Genomic DNA, 18,030 nt, shown 5'->3' on the forward strand with positions numbered 1-18,030 from the left:
GCAAATTCTCGTTTATAAAATGATAAAACTACCTTGGAATCGGTATCGGCGCATTGTTCAAGTAGGTATGATCCTTATCTTTCTCTTACCGCTTATCGGAGTCTATCAAGTGATTGGAACTTTGAGTTCCAGTCGGATTCTCGGAGTGACCCTAACCGATCCCCTAGCCTTCTTAGAAGTAGTGTTAGCTTCAAAAACCGTGACGTTAGGTTTCTTGGTGAGTGCCCTGCTGATTTTTGGTGCTTATCTGATCTTAGGCAAGGTATTTTGTAGCTGGGTTTGCCCCCTAGGGTTCTTAATTGAGGGTATTGATACTCTGCTCGATACTCTAAAGGGGAAATGGAAGTGGCTCCAAAAAAGAGGGGCCAAACAAAGGACTCCCCATGAGCAAAGACAATATTACTGGGCCATGCCACTTTTCCTGGTGCTTAGTTTTGTTGTGGGTATCCCGGTATTTCAAACCTTATCCCCTTTAGGGATCGTCTATAGAACCTTATTATTTGGGTTAGGATTAGAAGTCCTAGTTATTGTGGTCATTATTGCTATGGAGCTGGCGGGATTGAGACGGGGTTGGTGCCGAATCGTTTGCCCAATCGGTGTATTCTATGCCCTCATTGCCCGCTGGAGTCCCATTAAGGTTCATTGTGATACGGATAAATGCGTACAGTGTTATAAATGCGTAAAAGCTTGTGATTATACTGCCGAAAGCCTAAAGCAAATGGTTGAAAGTAGAATTGCATTTTCAACATCGAATTTATGCACTCGCTGTGGCAGCTGTATTGATGCTTGTCCAACCGAAGCGTTGCAATTTTCGCTGAAGCCTAAAGAATCTGCTGCTGTCACCGCTACGGGAAGTGTATCACGAAGAAATGCTTTAAAGGGTGTAGGAATAGTTGCTTTTGCAGGCTTGCTATATAAGCCTGCAAAAGCACTGGCAGCTGCCACCCCCCAAGTTTTTCGTCCGCCGGGTGCCGTTGGGGATGCGGAGTTTTTGGCAAGGTGTTTACGCTGTGGTAAGTGTATCGAAGTTTGTCCGGATAAGACCTTGTTAAGCGCTCATCTCGACCAAGGCTTAAACCTTGGCACCCCTTATTTTATTCCCCGTGAAGTACCATGCTCACTATGCATGAAATGTCCCGATGTTTGCCCAAGCGGAGCCCTTATTCCTTTAGACATGCGGGAGGTAAGAATCGGCGTTGCCGAGGTCGATCAGGACTTGTGCTATGCTTATCAGGGCGATGTATGCCGCACTTGTTACAATAATTGCCCGTTAATCGATGAGGCGATTAGGATGGAAGGATTTCAATATCCCGTGATTGATCCGGAAGTCTGCACCGGTTGCGGAATTTGCGAGTACGTTTGTGTTATGGAACAACCCGCCATCAGAATAAAGCGGATAAACTAATTGTTTATACTCCACCTCTCCACACAAATAAATAGCCTTACGACACTAGCCGAGTTAGAGAACAAATTTTTCTAACTATGAATTCCTCCTGCTTGATAGGACCTCATACAGAGCCTGTCCCAGAATCGACAACGTTGTCGATTCTGGGACAGGCCTTTTTTTGCATGACTCTACATCAGGGGGGCAAAGATGCGCAGGATCGTCCTTGCCAGCCTACGGTACCATCTGACTTTGAGACAGTCCTCTAAAGTAATAAGTTGACATTTTTCCAGAGTCTCCAAATAATCTTCTTTGACAGCCAGGACGCTTTGGGTTTTATACACGTAAACACCGCATTCAAAATGCAAGTAGAGGCTGCGGTAATCCATATTGATGGTTCCTACAACTGCGTGGACATCATCCACAACGATGGATTTGGCGTGGATAAAACCGGGAGAGTATTCGTAGATTTTTACGCCGCTTTCGACAAGGACTTTATAACTGGAACGGGTCATAGAGTGGACAAACCAACGATCCCCACGAAATGGAGTCACGATTCGGACATCCACACTCCGCTTGGCTGCAGACTTAAGGGCTGAGAGCATTTCGTTATTAAGGATGAGATAGGGAGTGTTTATATAAATATAGCGTTCTGCTTGAGATATTAGGCCCAGATAGATGGTTTCACCGATAGGTTCATCATCCAAAGGACTATCCCCGAAGGGTTGGACAAATCCGTCGGTAGGATAAACCTGGGCTTTTTCCTCCGGAAGTTTGTATTGCGTATAATCCTCGTTTGTTTCGGTCTCGTAGCTCCATAAGGATAGAAACATCACGGTAAAATTCCAAACAGCTTCCCCTTCGATGACTATGGCGGTATCCTTCCAATGGCCTAAACGATCCCGGGCGTTAATATACTCATCGGCGAGATTGATACCGCCTGTAAAGGCGGTTTTACCATCGATCACGGCAATTTTACGGTGGTCACGGTTATTCATGTGTATGGAGAGAACGGGGATGAGGCGGTTAAAGACACAGCATTTGATTCCTTTTTCCTCCAGTTCCTTTTCATAGCCGTAAGGAAGCTTAAAAAGGCTGCCGACATCATCGTAGAGGACGCGCACATCCACCCCTTGCTTAACCTTTTCCTCAAGAACTTTCAAGATGGAATCCCACATAAGCCCTTCGTCAATAATGAAATACTCTAGGAAAATAAACTTCTCTGCCTTCTTTAATTCAGACATAAGCCGCTCAAACATTTTCTCGCCGATAGGCAAATATTCGGTTCGCGTGTTTTGATAGACAGGGCAAAATGAATATTTCTCGATATAACGGGATAGATTGGCCGCTCTTAGATCTTGAGCTTCAATATTTTGGAGCGTGGCTTCTTTTTGAACTAGAAGTTGGCTCATTTTTTCGTTAACGGCATGCATCTCCCGTTTTTTTCGTTTACTTAATTTATTGCGTCCGAATAAGAGATAAAACAACCCCCCGAAGATCGGAAAAAGAAGAATGGGAATTACCCAGGCAATTTTATAGACGGGGTCGGACTTACTGTTCAATATATAAAGAAGGGCTATAATACTGAGAAAAGTGCAAATGATATAAAAGTAAATGAAATAACTGCTAAACCTCCAGATGATCATCACGAAGGCAAAAATTTGCAGGAGGAGAAGTAAGGCGATAAAGACAACGCGATAAAGCATAGGTAAGTTTTTCATCCCCTTCTCCCTCCTTACAATATATTACGAAAAAACGACATTTAAGGTTTAGTTTCCTTCTAATTTTACCCTAATTTTACCCTAATGGACATTTATACATCTATTGACCAGAAAAAGTATACACTATAATATATATAGTGTAAAGAAGCTTGATGTGGTGGAGGCAATTAAATGAGAAGTATGGTATTTGAGAGTGAGATCTGGGATTTTTTAAGGACAATCACGGAAGGTATGGCTAACGCCTTCCGGCCGATCGTTGAAGAATATGGTCTAACCCTGATGCAAACCAGGATTCTGGTAGAGATCAAAGAAGGAGGTCCCCATACAGTTGGTAGTCTGGGTGGGATTATCGGCCTTACCAGCGGTAATGCTTCCTCCATGTGCAAAAAATTAGAGTATGCGGGGTTTTTAAAGCGTATACGTACTCCTGAAGATGAGCGTTATGTAAAACTTGCCCTTACCGAACATGGAAAAGACACAATTGCTCAGATAGAAGACGATCTTGAACAGAGATATGGAGCATTTCTAGAAAGAAAAGGTATGGATGAATATAAACATTTTATTGAATGCATGGAAAATGTAAAGGGATTTCTTCAAGAGATGTATGAGTTTGATCCGAAGAAGGTTTAGGGAACTTGCTTCCAATTGCTAATCGGATAATTGAAAGGGCGAATTGCTATGAATATCTTGGTTACTTTGAACTCTAATTATGTAAACCAGTTAATTGTGATGCTGACTTCCTTAATCGATGCCAATCCAGGTGAGCAGTTGACAATTTTTGTGACCAATTCCACTATGACGCAAGAGGATTTTCATAAAATCAATCTGTCCATCGATACTTCCCGTTGCCAAGTTAAAGAAATCAAGATTTCCGATCAAGACTTAAATGATGTCCCTATTACCAGTCGCTACCCTAAGGAGATGTATTACAGGATTTTTGCTGCCCGGTATCTTCCGGAAGACTTAGACCGTATTCTTTACCTGGACCCGGATTTAGTCGTGATCAATTCCTTAAGGGCGCTCTATAATATTGATTTCCAGGGCAAATATTTTGCCGCAGCTTCCCATGTCAAAGAAATACTGGGGAAAATAAATAAGGCAAGGCTAAATATGGTAGAAGATAGTACCTACGTTAATTCCGGAGTGATGATGATGAACCTGTCCCTTTTACGCCGGGAGCAGGATATTCATGAAGTTTATGACTATATCGAAGGATATAAGAATCGTCTGTTTTTGCCGGACCAAGATGTTCTTAATGGGGTTTACAGTGATCGAATTGTGGCTGTAGATGCCAAAATTTATAATCTCAGTGAGCGGTATTACGCCTTATACAACTTAAATCCTAAGAATTGGGATGCTAAAATCGATCTGGATTGGGTACGTCGGAACACGGCGATTATCCATTATTGTGGCCGAAACAAGCCTTGGAAGGATAATTACATTGGGGACCTGGATATTTTCTATAAGCACTATGCCCAAATGGCTGCGGCTAAGCAAAAAGGTCAAGTGGTTTGTTAGGTTATAATTAATTTCTAATTATTAAAAAAAGGACTTTCCAAACCCGAATTGAAATTATTAGGGTAACGATGATAATTTCAATTACAATACAGATAGGGCGGCGTAATGATTGAGTAGAGAGAGCAAAGACAGGCATTCTTGGCAAACAGGGTTTACCACAGGCAGTTGTGCAGCGGGGGCAGCAAAAGCTGCTTGCCTTTTGCTCAAAGGCTTAGAGCCGGGAGCTGAGGTAAATATCCCCCTGCCTCAGGGAAATCAGCTTCAATTGCCAATTTATCGTGCGGAAAAGGAAAATGCAGGAGCACGGGCAGGGATTATCAAGGATGCGGGGGATGATCCTGATATCACCCATGGTTTAGAAGTACAAGCCGTAGTTCAGATGCTTTCTCAGCAGGGAGAGGTCCGGATTAGCGGCGGTCGAGGGGTAGGAATCGTTACTAAAAAAGGTCTGCAGATTTCTCCGGGGGAAAGTGCAATTAATCCTATACCACTACAAATGATTCGGGAAGCGGTACGGGAGATTTTTCCTAAGGAAGAGATAAAAGTGACGATCGAGGTTCCGGAAGGGGAAAAAGCCGCGGTAAAAACCCTTAATCCGCGCTTGGGTATTGTAGGGGGAATCTCTATTTTGGGAACCACCGGGATCGTCCGTCCAATGTCCGAGGAGGCGTTTAAGAAGTCCATTCTGCCGGAACTGGACCAAGCCGTTGCTTACGGCCATAAGGCCATTATTTTAACCCCGGGGAATTACGGATTTAGAGCCGCTACAGGACAGCTCAAGGTACCTCAGGAAGCAATTATTCAAATGAGCAATTTTGTCGGTTTTCTATTGGAAGAAGCCGCTTATCGGAAACTAGAGAAGGTAGTTCTCTTTGGACATGTTGGAAAACTGATTAAGGTAGCGGGGGGGATATTCCATACCCATACCCATGTAGCGGATGCACGAATGGAAATTTTAGTGGCTCATGCAGCTCTTGCCGGGGTTCCCCGTGAGCTTTTAGGCAAGTTGGCGGAATTCCCTACTGTGGAAGGCGCCGCTGAAGCAATCCTTAACCAAGGTTGGGGAAATTTGTTATTTGAATTAGCCGGTCGGGCCAGCATCAGGGCAAGGGATCATGTGCATGGAGAACTTCAAGTGGGGAGTGTTTTTACCCTTCTTGATGGTAAAATCATCGCCTGGGACAAACAGGCAGAAGAAATTGCCAAGGAATTTTGGGATTGGCCACAATTGCAGCAGGAATCTTACTAAAAACGGAGAATAGATAATACTACTGAATATTTTAGAAATATTCATAAAATAACTAAAGTTGTTTTTCATTTGGTATTTTTAATTGAATATAATTCAAGGTTCCTCATTTTGAGGATGTAAAGGGAAGTCGGTGCAAATCCGGCGCGGTCCCGCCACTGTAAACCACGAGTGCCTCTCAATTGCCCACTGGTAGTTACCGGGAAGGGGAGAGGGATGTAGACTGGAAGCCAGGAGACCTGCCTTGAGTGCGTTAATTAACACCTACGAGCGATGGGTGTAGTAATTATTAGGGTACTTACCAATACTGAAACAATAGAGCCGCTCACGGCTCTTTTTTTATTAAGGTAGGTGGTCAGATGATTAGCATACTGGGAATTGGTCCCGGGACTTCCGGATGGGTTCCTCCGGCTGTGATGGAGATGGTGAATCAATGTAATGTTTTAATAGGTGGGCCTCGTGCTCTAAAGCTATTTCCTGATTTTGCGGGAGACACCTTTCTTATCAATGGGAAGTTGAAGGAAACCCTGGAAGTATTGGCGGGCGTTTTAAGTCAAGGGAAAAAGGTCGGGGTACTGGTGTCGGGGGATCCTGGGTTTTACAGCTTGCTGCCGCTGCTAAAAAGAGAATTTCCGCAGGAAGATATCAGAGTCTTACCGGGGATCAGCTCTGTACAATTTGCCTTTGCCAGGGCAGGAATCCCTTGGCAGGATGCGGAGTTGCTTAGCGTCCACGGCCGCCCCCTTCGGGCCTTGCCCTTGAATCTGGATAAGCCTTTGGGAGTTCTCACCGGAGGGGACCATACCCCGCAAAAGATCGCCGGGTATTACCAAGTCTATGGATTTAATCCGCGGATTTCTTTGGGTAATGCTTTAGCCTATCCCGATGAAAAATGGTTGGAACTTGATGCCAAGGAATTAAAGGACCTTAAGGATGACTTTGCGAACGCTGTGCTGATCATCCATCCCGGTGAAGAAAAGCCGGAAGAAATATTCCCTTTGCCCTCGGGTTCCGAAGGCTTTAGCTTTGGAATCAGGGATGAGGAATTTATCCGCGGCAAGGTTCCCATGACCAAAAGTGAAGTGCGGGTTCAGGTTCTGGCCAAGGCTAAAATTGGCCCCGGTGATCGAGTCCTCGATGTGGGAGCTGGGACAGGAAGTTTAAGCATCGAATCAGCCCTTTTGGCCCGGCGAGGTTGTGTCTATGCAGTAGAGGAAAACCTGGAAGCCCAGGAACTGATTCTCCAAAATCGGGAAAAATTCCGGACCTGGAATCTGCAGTTGGTTCGCGGAACAGCCCCTGAAGCTTTAACCGGCATCCCGCCAATGGGTGTTTGCCTAATCGGTGGCAGTCATGGTCAAATATGGGAGATTCTGCGCCAAGCCCCACTGGTGCCTGGAGGCAGGGTAGTGATTACCGCAGTTACTTTAGAAACTTTAGCTCGCGGCATGGAAGCTTTGCAGAATTTGAAATATCAAGATATCGAGGTAGTTTCAATTCAAGCGGTGCGTTGGCAAGGAATTAAAGATATCCATCTTGCCCAGGCCCAGAATCCGGTATTTATACTTTCGGCGCAAAAAAGTCAAGAATAAGAACAACAACGGTGTTCCTGCAACAACGATAAAGGAGGTATATAGTGAAGAGTAAGTTTTATGGAGTGGGTGTAGGGCCGGGAGATCCTAAGCTCATCACCTTGCGCGCAGTAGAGGTCCTTCAACATATTCAGGTGTTGGCTATACCTAAATCCAAGCTGGAACGGGAGAGCATAGCCTGGGAAATCGCCAAAAGCCATTGCCCCGCAGGGGTAAATATTTTAGAGCTGGAAATGCCCATGACCTCAGATGAGGAAGTGCTGCAGGCAGCCTGGCAAAAGGCTGCGGATAAGATTATGGAGAAACTCGAAGCAGGACTCTCAGTGGCCTTTATAACCCTTGGGGACCCTTGCTTATACAGTACATATAGTTATTTGCTTTCTATACTTAACAGACAGCTGGAACCTGACCGGATCGAGACAATTCCGGGGATAACGGCCATGACAGCTGCCGCGGCCCGGGTAAATTGGCCTCTAGCCACCGGGGATGAACCCTTAGTGGTTTTGCCGGGAATTGAAGGGTTAGAGAATTACGAACAATACCCCAATCTTGTTCTTATGAAGGTATCCCGCAATCTGCCGGAGGTGTTGAACCATATCCGCAAGACCGGCTCACAAGCAGTTTTGGTCACTCGGGTAGGGCAGGCGGGAGAGGAAATTCGCTCCTTGGACACTGTTGATGATATGGAGAAAGTGGATTATTTGAGCTTAGTTCTATGCAAGAAGGAAAAAGATAAAAGCAAAAAGGAGGGTAAACCTTGACGGAAATAAATAAGATGGATTCTGCCCAAGTTCTTTTTATAGGAGCAGGTCCCGGGGACCCCGATTTAATCACGTTAAAAGGAAAAAAGGCTTTGGAAAAGGCTCAGCGAGTCATTTATGCCGGCTCATTAGTTAATCCGGAGATTCTTCAGCATTGTCAACCGGGGATTGCCCTCTATGATAGTGCCGGACTAACTTTGGAGGAGACTATCAAACTTATGGTGGAAGGGGTTAAAAAGGGGGAAAAGGTCGTTCGTCTACATACCGGTGATCCCAGTGTTTACGGGGCTATTCAAGAGCAGATGCAGCTTTTGGATGAGCAGGGTATTACTTATGGGGTGATTCCGGGAGTCAGCTCCGTATTTGCGGCAGCGGCGGCGGTGAAAAAAGAATTCACCCTACCGGAAGTAAGTCAGACCTTGATTCTTACCCGTCTCGCCGGTAGAACCCCTGTACCGGAAAAAGAAGATCTGGCACTCTTAGCTCAGCATCAGGCCAGTATGGCAATTTTCCTCAGTGTCCAGGAGATCGGCGAAGTGGTGAATACTTTGCGCCGGGGCTATCCGGCGGATACACCGGTGGCAGTGGTTTATCGAGCTAGCTGGTCAGATGAACAGATTCTTCAGGGGACCTTGGCAAATATCGAGGCCAAAGTAAAAGAAGCCGGGATTCGGAAGCATGCTCAAATCCTCGTGGGAGATTTTCTACGGGGGAATCTGGGGGTTAGATCAAAACTTTATGATCCGGAATTTACCCATGAGTACCGCCAAGGAAGCAAGTCATGAAAGCTAAAGCAGCCCTTGTGGTCTTAACAGACCAGGGTTTGGAAACTGCCCTACGGATATCGGCGAACTGGCCGGAGGGAGAAAAACCGGGACTGTGGATACACCAAAATCTAATGCAGCGACAATCTGCTCGATTCATCGGTCAGTCTGCATCGGAAGAAAGGGAAGGAAACGTCCCTGTGGTTCTGTGCAGCTTTAATAGTCTGAAGGATATAATGTCAAGACTCTGGTCAGATTGTTCCTTGTTGATCTTCATTATGGCTACGGGGATAGTGGTGCGGCAGATTGCTCCCTATATTCAGAGTAAAGATCGTGATCCGGCGGTATTGGTTCTAGATGAAAAAGGGGAGTTTGTAATTTCCTTATTATCCGGTCATTTAGGGGGGGCTAATGCCTGGGCAAAGACCATCGCCCACTGGCTCAACGCTAAGCCGGTGGTAACAACCGCTACTGATGTTCAGGGCTTAACAGCACCTGATGAGTATGCCCGGCGGTTCGGCTGGACTGTTGAGCCGGTGGCAGGGCTTAAGCAAGTGAATCGTTTTTTACTGGACCAGGGTTATTTAAAGGTCTGGACAGATTGTCTACCGGAGGAACATCCTTTAAGACAAGATGCAAATTACCTCTTTCTTGAGGATCGGGATAAGGAACAAGCACATCTTTGGATAACGATTCAGGATTCTCTTCTGAAAGACGCACACCGGCAGGATCTAATAGTGCAAGACAGCAAAATCTGTGGCGGGCAATCGCCAAAGGTTCTGTTGGAAGTCGGTCTAATCGATAAGGAAGACCAAGAGCAGACCAATCCTCTCCTCTTGATACCGCGGATCTTTAGTGTTGGGGTGGGTTGCCGCAGGGGAGCAAGCAAGGAGCAGATTATTGAGGCGATTGAGTTAAGCTTAAGGAAATTAGGGATTTCCCCCAAAAGCATCCGGGGGCTGTATAGCATCCGCTTAAAGGCAGATGAATCAGGGATAATCGAGGCTGCTCAAACTTTTGGAGTGCCTTTCCGAACTTTTTTAACTGAAGAAGTTCAAGCCATAAATGAAAAACTGAAGCTGGAATCCTCGGAATTTGTCAAAGAAAAGATAGGAGTGGATGGGGTATGCGAAGCAGCGAGCTTACTGGGAACCCAACTGGGGGAATTAATTCTTACCAAGCAGAAGTGGAACGGGGTCACGGTGGCCATCAGCCAGGAAAGATCTTGGTGGTAGGAATTGGCCCCGGCGATGAAGCGCATATGACAAAACGAGTTCTTGATCTGTGGAATGAAGTGGAAGTAATCGCCGGCTATAAGACTTATATTGATCTGATTCGTCCTTGGATTGGTGGGAAAGAAGTAGTTGCCACCGGTATGAGGCAGGAGATTGATCGCTGCCGGGAGGTAGTGGAACTTGCTTTAGCAGGGCGTCGGGTTGCTCTGGTCAGCAGTGGGGATGCCGGGGTCTATGGGATGGCGGGAATTCTCATTGAGTGCTTGGAAGAGAAAAATGCCCTGGATATGCCTTTGGAGATTATTCCCGGAGTCAGCGCCGCCAACGCGGCAGCCTCCATGCTGGGTGCTCCTTTAATGCATGATTTTGCCGTGATCAGTCTTAGTGATCTGCTTACTCCTTGGGAAGTAATTCAAAAACGGGTTAAACTGGCCGCCGAAGGGGATTTTGTTATGGCTATTTATAACCCAAAAAGCAAAGGGCGGCAGGATCAAATCGAATGGGTCCGGGAAGCAGTCCTTGAATACCGCCATCCCGAAACACCGGTGGGAATAGTTAAGGAAGCCTTACGAGGCGAATCTGAAGTGATTATAACGACACTCGAGGAGTTTACCAACTCTCCCATTGATATGTTGACCACGGTCATCATCGGCAATTCTCACACTCGGGTAATTGGGCCATATATGGTTACTCCCAGAGGATATGTTCTATGAACTTTTTCGTCTTGGCAGGGACAGAGGACGGGAGAAAACTGGCTTTGGAGTTACAACAGCGGGATCATCGGGTGTCCCTTTCCACTTTAACAGAATATGGAGCGGAAATTGCTGTGCAATATGGGCTGGAGGCACGCTCAGGTGCCCTTGACGAAGATTCTTTACGGGAAATTCTTCGGCAACAGGAAGTCCATGGACTCATCGATGCTACCCACCCTTATGCCCGGACTATTCAGGGCCTGGCTCGTCGGATAGCCGCTGAGGTGGGGGTGCCCTATTTTCGGTGGGAACGTCCTCCCGGGAAGTATCCCATTCATGCCCTCATTCATTTCGTGCCGGACCTGGAAAAGGCTGGACAATTGGCAGCCGGATTTGGGAAAAGAATCTTTTTAAGCACAGGTAGTAAGAACCTCCAGGACTGGCTAAACCAGCCGGAATTACAGAATTGCGAAATATTTGCGCGGGTACTCCCCACCGCACAGGTTCTAACTCAGTGCGAAGAGTTGGGATTAAAGCCTAACCGGATTATAGCCATGCAGGGGCCCTTTTCGCAAAAGTTTAATGAGGCTCTTTGGGAACAACTGAAGATCGATGTGGTGATTACTAAGGAAAGCGGCTCTATTGGTGGAACTCTTGAGAAAGTGCAGGCCTGTCTTGAGCTTAAGATACCGGTTATTATTTTGGCACGGCCCCAGGTAGGGACTAGTAATGATTCGGGGAGCGTTTTTGTGTCGGTAGAAGACTTCATTAGAAAGGTGGAAGAGGCACTTGGATACTGAAATTATACTTTTAGGACATGGGAGTCGCCGGGGTGAAGCCAACCAAGGATTAGTTGAGGTGGCACGAAAAGTCAGTAGTATTTTAGGGAAAGAAGTAGCACCTGTTTTTATGGCCCATCAGGCCCCCAGTCTGCCGGAGGGAGTATTGGCGAAGATTGAGCAAGGAGCAAAGAAAATAATCATCATGCCATTGTTCTTGTTTCGCGGAGTCCATGTAACGGTGGATGTCCATGAGGAGATTCGGGAGATTCGGGAAAAATACCCTGATGTGGTGATTGAGTTTACCCAGGAATTAGGTGCGGATGATGCAATTGCTCAGTTGGCCAGCCTGAGAATTAAGGAGGCCATGGGGAGATGAACGGATTTAGCACTGATCCTCTCCGGATCGAGCGGGAAAGTATGCGCATCATTCATGGCTACCTGAAATTGCCCTGGACCGAACAGGAGTTAAAGGTTGTGGAGCGTTGTATTCATACCAGTGGCGACCCTACCCTGGAGTCGGTTATTCGTATCCACCCTCTGGCTATAGAAGAAGGGCTAAAGGCCTTAAAGCAAGGGGCCCCTGTCATTACGGATGTAGAAATGGTAAGAGCCGGGATTGCTAAAAAGCAATTAGCAGAACTAGGTGGGACGGCTGAGTGCTTTCTCAGTGATCCAAGGGTCCCTGAAAAAGCAGCCGAACGGGGAATTACTCGTTCTATGGCGGCCCTGCGCTTAAACAAAGAGCGGCTAAAAGGGGCTGTTGTTGCCATTGGCAATGCCCCCACGGCCTTATTGGAAGTATTGGAGTTGGCAAAGGATCCAAACTCCCGGCCGGCCTTGATCGTGGGTATACCTGTTGGCTTTGTGGGAGCTAAGGAATCCAAGGATCTTTTGTGGGAAGACCATAAGGAATATCCATCCATCACAATTTTAGGCAACCGAGGTGGTAGTCCCCTGGCAGCGACCTGTGTCAACGCCCTGATCTATTTGGCCGTAAAACGGGAAATCTGAATATTTTCATCCTAGACATGGGTTTGTCATCCTAGACATGGGTCTGTCATCCTAGGCATGGGTTTGTCATCCTGAACGTAGTGAAGGATCTTCTCGTGGCCCAAGATTCTTCGCTGGTGCTCAGAATGACAGTTAACGTTACGATACTAGGGGTAAAATTAATGAGCAGTTGTCTACTGTAGCATACGGGGGGTGAAAGCATGGGAGGAGAAAAAGCGGTAGAGGAAAGAATCGGGGCGGTACAGCAGGAAAAGCAAAGGGCTGCCCGCCTAATGATTCAAGGGACTTCTTCCAATGTCGGGAAAAGCGTGCTGGCGGCAGCTTTTTGTCGGATTTTTTATCAGGAGGGCTATCGGGTAGCTCCATTTAAGGCGCAGAATATGGCCTTGAATTCTTTTATTACTCGTACCGGCGGAGAAATGGGCAGAGCCCAAGTAGTTCAAGCCCAGGCAGCAGGATTGGAGCCGGATGTCCGGATGAATCCGGTTCTGTTGAAGCCCACGGGCCCTACGGGATCTCAGGTAATCGTTCTGGGCAAGGCTCAAGGGAACCTTTCAGCCCAGAAATATCACGGGGATTACCAAAAAAACACTTGGCCCATTGTCGAAAAGGCCCTCCATGAACTGATTGAGGAAAACGAGATCCTCATTATCGAGGGGGCAGGAAGTCCGGCCGAAGTGAATCTCAAACAAAATGATATCGTCAATATGCGGGTTGCTAAGGAAGCCGGCGCACCTGTTCTTTTGGTAGCGGATATCGATCGGGGCGGGGCTTTAGCCTCCGTAGTGGGTACCCTGGAACTGTTAGAACCGGATGAGCGGGAACTCGTCAGGGGCATTGTCTTAAATAAATTCCGCGGGGATCTTAAGCTTTTGCAACCTGCACTGGATTTTCTTGAAGAAAGAACGGGAATTCCCGTGGTGGGGGTCGTTCCTTTCTATACTGATTTTAAAATTCCCGAGGAAGATTCTGTGGTTATTGAAGAACGCAAAGGAAACAAACCCAATAAGGAGAGTGATAGGGGAGCAACCTTAGATATAGCAGTAATCCGCTTGCCCTATTTATCTAACTTTACAGATTTTGATCCCTTGGAGGACGAGCTTGACGTCTGTCTCCGCTATGTCCGAGAAGCAACGGAGTTGGGGCGGCCCGACTGTGTAATCATTCCCGGCAGTAAAAATACTCTATCTGATCTGCGCTTTTTAGGAGATAGTGGTCTGGGAGAAAGAATTCTAACTCTCTGGAAAGAAAATATTCCGGTTATCGGTATTTGCGGCGGCTATCAAATGCTGGGGCGGGTGGTGCGCGATCCTTTACGGACCGAATCGGATCTGGAGGAAATCGCCGGTTTAGGAATTCTGCCCATGGATACGGAGTTTTCCTTAAATAAGTACACTGTACAAAGTCGGGGTAAGGTGCAAGGAAAGGGGCTGTTTTTTGAACGCTGCCAAGGAGCGGAAATCCTGGGCTATGAGATCCATATGGGACGCTCCGAGGTCGAAGGAGAGTTTCTTTTCGCTATTGAAGCTCAGGGAGAAAGCTACGGGGATGGCTTGTTGGCAGGAAGCGCTTTTGGCACATATATCCATGGTATTTTTGATAATGATACTTTCCGTACAGCCTTCCTGGAGTGGCTTTGGGAAAATAAAGGACAGCAGAGACCTGTGGAAAAAAGTCTATCCCAAGCGGCTATCCGGGAACAAGCCTTTAATGAGCTGGCGGATTGGGTGAGGAAAAGTGTCAATATGGAAAAGATCCGTGCCATTATGGGCATATAGAGGATGGGCTTTGTCATGTTCATATTGAACCCATTACAATTCAGTTTGGGATTTCTTTTTGATCAGGTTGTGGGCGATCCCCCTAAGTGGCCTCATCCTGTCATCGCCATGGGGAAGATTATCGCCTGGTACGAAAAAAAGTTCAATCACGGTAGTGCCCAGGCCCGCCGCCTTAAGGGGGCATTGCTGACCATACTCTTGGTAGTGGGGAGCTTTCTGACGGCAGCCGGTTTACTTTGGATGACCAAGGAAATATCGGCGTTTTTAGGTTTGGTTGTAGAGGTAATGATTATCGGTTCTACTTTGGCTGGGAAATCCCTTTTAGATGCGGGGAGTCAAGTGCTTAAGCCCTTACGGGAGGGCAATCTGGAAGAAGCCCGAACCAAGCTGGGCCGGTTTGTCAGCCGGGACACCGCCAAGCTTACGGAAGGTGAAATTGCCCGGGGGACGGTTGAAACTTTAGCGGAGAACTTTGTCGATGGAATTCTATCACCGCTCTTTTTTATGGTAATCGGCGGGGCCCCTTTAGCCATGGCTTTTAAAGCGGTAAGCACTCTCGATTCCATGATAGGGTATCGCAACGAGCGTTATGAGGACTTTGGGTGGTTTGCCGCTCGGGCGGACGATTGGGCAAATTATCTTCCCGCGCGCCTTTCGGTGGTGATTCTTCTTTTAGCCGGTCTAATTTATAAACGGCCGGTTGGACATGCTCTAAGGGTCTGGAGAAGAGACGCCAAGTCCCATCCCAGTCCCAATGGCGGCAACCCGGAAAGCATAGTGGCAGGACTATTGGAAGTCCAATTGGGCGGGAAGAATGTCTATCATGGCCGGATTCAGCACCGTGCCGAAATGGGGGATCCCCTCCATGAATTAACCTGGCGGGATATTGAAAATTGTCGGAAGCTAATTCGGCTGGGAACCTGGCTTGCTTTTGGCTTGCTCCTTGGGCTTATTGTCATAATTTAGAACAGACTAGTAGTTTAGGGAATCGATTATCATTAACACATAGATCGAGGTGACACTCATGGGTTTTCAATTGCCCCCCCGTATCCTCATCGCCGGGACCCACAGTGGTGTGGGAAAAACAACCATTGCCACCGGGATCATGGCAGCCTTGACGGAGAATGGGCATCCTGTTCAAGCCTACAAGGTCGGTCCCGATTATATTGATCCCAGCTACCATACCCTAGCCACCGGTCGGCCATCCCGGAATCTGGATCGTTTCATGCTTAGGGAGGAATTGCTCCCCGTCTTTACCAGAAGTGCTCAAAATAGCTGGGCCGTTATTGAAGGGGTCATGGGGCTTTTCGATGGGGTGTCGGGAACCAAGGGGTATGGAAGCAGCGGGGATATTGCCAAGTTGCTTCAGGCTCCTGTGATTTTGATAGTGGATGCAGGGAATATGTCACGAAGTGCGGCGGCTATGGTCCACGGTTTTTGCAATTTTGATCCGGAGTTAAAGATTGCCGGAGTCATTCTTAATCGGGTAAAATCTCATGCTCAGGAAACCCTATTGCGGGATGCCTTACAGGAGATTGAAATGCCGATTCTTGGGGTGCTTCCCAAAGAGGAAAGAATCCGTTTACCGGAAAGGCACTTAGGTCTGGTTCCTTCTCAAGAGAAATCCTTCCCCAGGGATTTTTTTAAAGAATTGATCCAAGTTATTTCTCGCCATATTGATCTGGACAAGATTCAAGATATTATGTTAACTCGTCAGGGAGAAGAGAATAAAGAATCTCCGGAAGAAACACATAATACGGAAATAGTTTCCGCGGAAATAATAAAGGTCAACAACGCCATAGGGAAAGGTCGGTCTTTGCGTTTGGGTGTAGCTTGGGATGAGGCCTTCTCCTTCTACTATCGGGATGCCTTGGATTATGCAGAAAGTCTAGGCTTTACCTTGGTCCCTTTTAGCCCTCTCCATGATGTTGCCTTACCGCAGGATTTGGATGGCCTCTTCTTTGGAGGGGGGTTCCCGGAACTTCATATGAACAAACTATATAATAATCAGAACTTCATGGAATCCTTGCGGGAATTTTCTAATTCCGGAAAAACCATTTACGCAGAGTGTGGGGGCTATATGTATCTAGGTCAACAGATCACCAATTTTGCGGGGGAAACTTACCCGATGGCCGGACTTATACCTATTCAGTCGGAGATGACAAAAAAACTACAAGGAATGGGCTATCGCAAGGGAATTTTTAAAGGGAACAATTTTCTAGGGAGCGTAGGAACTGAGGTTTATGGGCATGAATTTCATTATTCAGCAGTCCAATTTACGGACACTATAGATTCAAGCCATTGTGCCGCCTATGAATTATATAAGGGAGAACAAGCAGTGAGGTTGGATGGCTACGCTAAAGAGAATATATTGGCCTCTTATCTTCATATAAATTTTGCCGGTCATCCTCAGCTTCTGGAGAGATGGGCTGTGCATATTCGACAAGGAGCAGCTGGATGATTCGAGTGTATACCGGCAAAGGAAAGGGAAAAACCACCTCAGGTCTAGGTGATGCGCTTTTGGCTTATTCTCAGGGAAAAGAAGTACTGATCGTACAATTTTTGAAGGGTAGCACATATATGGGAGAGATTTGTGGGCTTTCCCGTTTAGGTATCCCCTTAATCCAGTTGGGAGTAGGGTGCCGTTGGTCGGCTATGATCCGCACAGGCTTAACCCGTTGTAAGGGATGTGGGGAATGTTTTCGCTTGAATAGAGATCCCCAGGTGGCAGCTCCTCTCGTAGCCCAAGGGGTAGAGTATATAAAGGAGCACCTCCGGAATCCAAGACTTGGGTTAATTGTTCTCGACGAAGTGAGTCATGCTTTGAATAAGGATTTTCTAAAAAGCGATGTCCTAATTGATCTGATTAACCAAGAACGGAAAAACTTGGATTGGATTCTCACGGGGCGGGATATGCCACAAGAATTGCAACCTATTGTGGAGGAATGGTGGGAACTTAACCCGGAAAAGCATCCTTTTCAAATCGGAATTAAGAGTCGTAGGGGGATTGAGTATTGATGAAAGGTTATACCGGTTGGGCAAAATGTCCTGGAACTTGCGGAGAATGGGTTCAAGGGACTAATAATGGTGTACCCTTTCTTATCGGTTGCCCTATAAACCGTTATGTGGAAGCTGGAGCTGAGATTAGGCTGAAGGTTCCGAAGGAATTTAGCAAAACATTAGATAATGATCGACAACTTTGGGAATTGCCCCCTGACAAAACCAAAACCCGCCAGGCGTTAGAGCGATTTGCTAGGGAAATGAAGCTATCTCCCTTTAGGACCAAGATTCACTTTACTTCTCAGCTACTCATAGGGAAAGGAATGGCTAGCTCGACAGCAGATATGGTAGCAGCCCTGGGGGCTGTAGCACATGCCTTAGAGATTCCCTGGAAGGAAGAGTGGATAGCGCGCCTCGTTCTCAAGATTGAACCAACAGATCCCGTAATGTTTCACCAGATTACTGAATTTGCTCACCGGGATGGAAGTTATCTGAAGCATCTCGGTCATAATATCAAAGCCCAGCTGTTGATATTGGATTGGTGAG

At 46.8% G+C, this 18,030-nt stretch carries 18 protein-coding genes and 1 riboswitch; of the genes, 17 read left to right on the forward strand and 1 reads right to left on the reverse strand.

Annotated elements, in window-relative coordinates:
* The first annotated feature begins 19 nt into the window (after window positions 1–19).
* On the forward strand, window positions 20–1,405 hold the full coding sequence (locus AC1U9U_RS01150; protein WP_479958709.1) for a 4Fe-4S binding protein: 1,386 nt from the start codon (window positions 20–22) through the stop codon (window positions 1,403–1,405).
* A gap of 170 nt (window positions 1,406–1,575) precedes the next feature.
* Here AC1U9U_RS01150 and cls read toward each other — a convergent pair whose 3' ends face one another.
* The gene (gene cls, locus AC1U9U_RS01155; protein ID WP_479958710.1) at window positions 1,576–3,105 is read right to left on the reverse strand and encodes a cardiolipin synthase; all 1,530 of its coding nucleotides are present in this window, start codon (window positions 3,103–3,105) and stop codon (window positions 1,576–1,578) included.
* Between the two features lie 171 nt (window positions 3,106–3,276).
* On the opposite strand from cls, the gene AC1U9U_RS01160 reads away from it, so the two are divergent.
* The 16 genes from AC1U9U_RS01160 to AC1U9U_RS01235 all read left to right on the forward strand — a co-directional run bounded on the left by AC1U9U_RS01160 (window position 3,277) and on the right by AC1U9U_RS01235 (window position 18,029).
* A complete protein-coding gene (locus AC1U9U_RS01160) occupies window positions 3,277–3,735 on the forward strand; it encodes a MarR family winged helix-turn-helix transcriptional regulator (protein WP_479958711.1) in 459 nt (152 codons plus the stop codon).
* A gap of 48 nt (window positions 3,736–3,783) precedes the next feature.
* Complete coding sequence (locus AC1U9U_RS01165) at window positions 3,784–4,623, forward strand: glycosyltransferase family 8 protein (protein WP_479958712.1); 840 nt, start codon at window positions 3,784–3,786, stop codon at window positions 4,621–4,623.
* A gap of 109 nt (window positions 4,624–4,732) precedes the next feature.
* On the forward strand, window positions 4,733–5,872 hold the full coding sequence (gene cbiD, locus AC1U9U_RS01170) for a cobalt-precorrin-5B (C(1))-methyltransferase CbiD (RefSeq protein ID WP_479958713.1): 1,140 nt from the start codon (window positions 4,733–4,735) through the stop codon (window positions 5,870–5,872).
* A 79-nt stretch (window positions 5,873–5,951) separates the two neighbouring features.
* Window positions 5,952–6,130, forward strand: a riboswitch (cobalamin riboswitch).
* Window positions 6,131–6,228: 98 nt separating this feature from the next.
* Entirely contained in the window at window positions 6,229–7,461 is a 1,233-nt protein-coding gene (cbiE, locus tag AC1U9U_RS01175) for a precorrin-6y C5,15-methyltransferase (decarboxylating) subunit CbiE (RefSeq protein WP_479958714.1), read from the forward strand.
* Between the two features lie 44 nt (window positions 7,462–7,505).
* The gene (gene cobI, locus AC1U9U_RS01180) at window positions 7,506–8,222 is read left to right on the forward strand and encodes a precorrin-2 C(20)-methyltransferase (protein ID WP_479958715.1); all 717 of its coding nucleotides are present in this window, start codon (window positions 7,506–7,508) and stop codon (window positions 8,220–8,222) included.
* A gap of 14 nt (window positions 8,223–8,236) precedes the next feature.
* On the forward strand, window positions 8,237–9,007 hold the full coding sequence (gene cobM / locus AC1U9U_RS01185; protein ID WP_479958744.1) for a precorrin-4 C(11)-methyltransferase: 771 nt from the start codon (window positions 8,237–8,239) through the stop codon (window positions 9,005–9,007).
* Window positions 9,004–10,221, forward strand: coding sequence for a cobalt-precorrin 5A hydrolase (locus AC1U9U_RS01190; protein ID WP_479958716.1), 1,218 nt, complete (start codon window positions 9,004–9,006; stop codon window positions 10,219–10,221). Before cobM ends, AC1U9U_RS01190 begins: the two co-directional genes overlap by 4 nt.
* A gap of 26 nt (window positions 10,222–10,247) precedes the next feature.
* Window positions 10,248–10,934: a precorrin-3B C(17)-methyltransferase gene (cobJ, locus tag AC1U9U_RS01195; RefSeq protein WP_479958745.1), complete on the forward strand. Its 687-nt coding sequence runs from the start codon at window positions 10,248–10,250 to the stop codon at window positions 10,932–10,934.
* Complete coding sequence (gene cobK, locus AC1U9U_RS01200) at window positions 10,931–11,713, forward strand: precorrin-6A reductase (RefSeq protein ID WP_479958717.1); 783 nt, start codon at window positions 10,931–10,933, stop codon at window positions 11,711–11,713. The genes cobJ and cobK overlap by 4 nt, the downstream gene beginning before the upstream one ends.
* A complete protein-coding gene (locus AC1U9U_RS01205; RefSeq protein ID WP_479958718.1) occupies window positions 11,703–12,071 on the forward strand; it encodes a sirohydrochlorin chelatase in 369 nt (122 codons plus the stop codon). Before cobK ends, AC1U9U_RS01205 begins: the two co-directional genes overlap by 11 nt.
* On the forward strand, window positions 12,068–12,706 hold the full coding sequence (locus AC1U9U_RS01210; RefSeq protein ID WP_479958719.1) for a precorrin-8X methylmutase: 639 nt from the start codon (window positions 12,068–12,070) through the stop codon (window positions 12,704–12,706). The genes AC1U9U_RS01205 and AC1U9U_RS01210 overlap by 4 nt, the downstream gene beginning before the upstream one ends.
* 200 nt (window positions 12,707–12,906) lie before the next feature.
* The gene (locus tag AC1U9U_RS01215; protein WP_479958720.1) at window positions 12,907–14,484 is read left to right on the forward strand and encodes a cobyric acid synthase; all 1,578 of its coding nucleotides are present in this window, start codon (window positions 12,907–12,909) and stop codon (window positions 14,482–14,484) included.
* A 15-nt stretch (window positions 14,485–14,499) separates the two neighbouring features.
* Window positions 14,500–15,450 carry an adenosylcobinamide-phosphate synthase CbiB gene (gene cbiB, locus AC1U9U_RS01220; RefSeq protein ID WP_479958721.1) on the forward strand — a complete coding sequence of 317 codons (951 nt, stop codon included), beginning with the start codon at window positions 14,500–14,502 and terminating at the stop codon, window positions 15,448–15,450.
* A gap of 58 nt (window positions 15,451–15,508) precedes the next feature.
* Window positions 15,509–16,945 (forward strand): cobyrinic acid a,c-diamide synthase CobB, encoded by a 1,437-nt coding sequence (locus AC1U9U_RS01225; RefSeq protein WP_479958722.1) that lies wholly within the window; start codon window positions 15,509–15,511, stop codon window positions 16,943–16,945.
* Entirely contained in the window at window positions 16,942–17,502 is a 561-nt protein-coding gene (locus AC1U9U_RS01230; protein ID WP_479958723.1) for a cob(I)yrinic acid a,c-diamide adenosyltransferase, read from the forward strand. Before AC1U9U_RS01225 ends, AC1U9U_RS01230 begins: the two co-directional genes overlap by 4 nt.
* Window positions 17,502–18,029, forward strand: a complete 528-nt coding sequence (locus AC1U9U_RS01235) for a GHMP family kinase ATP-binding protein (protein WP_479958746.1) — start codon at window positions 17,502–17,504, stop codon at window positions 18,027–18,029. Before AC1U9U_RS01230 ends, AC1U9U_RS01235 begins: the two co-directional genes overlap by 1 nt.
* Window position 18,030 lies beyond the last annotated feature (1 nt).

Source organism: Desulfitobacterium sp. (assembly GCF_982384815.1).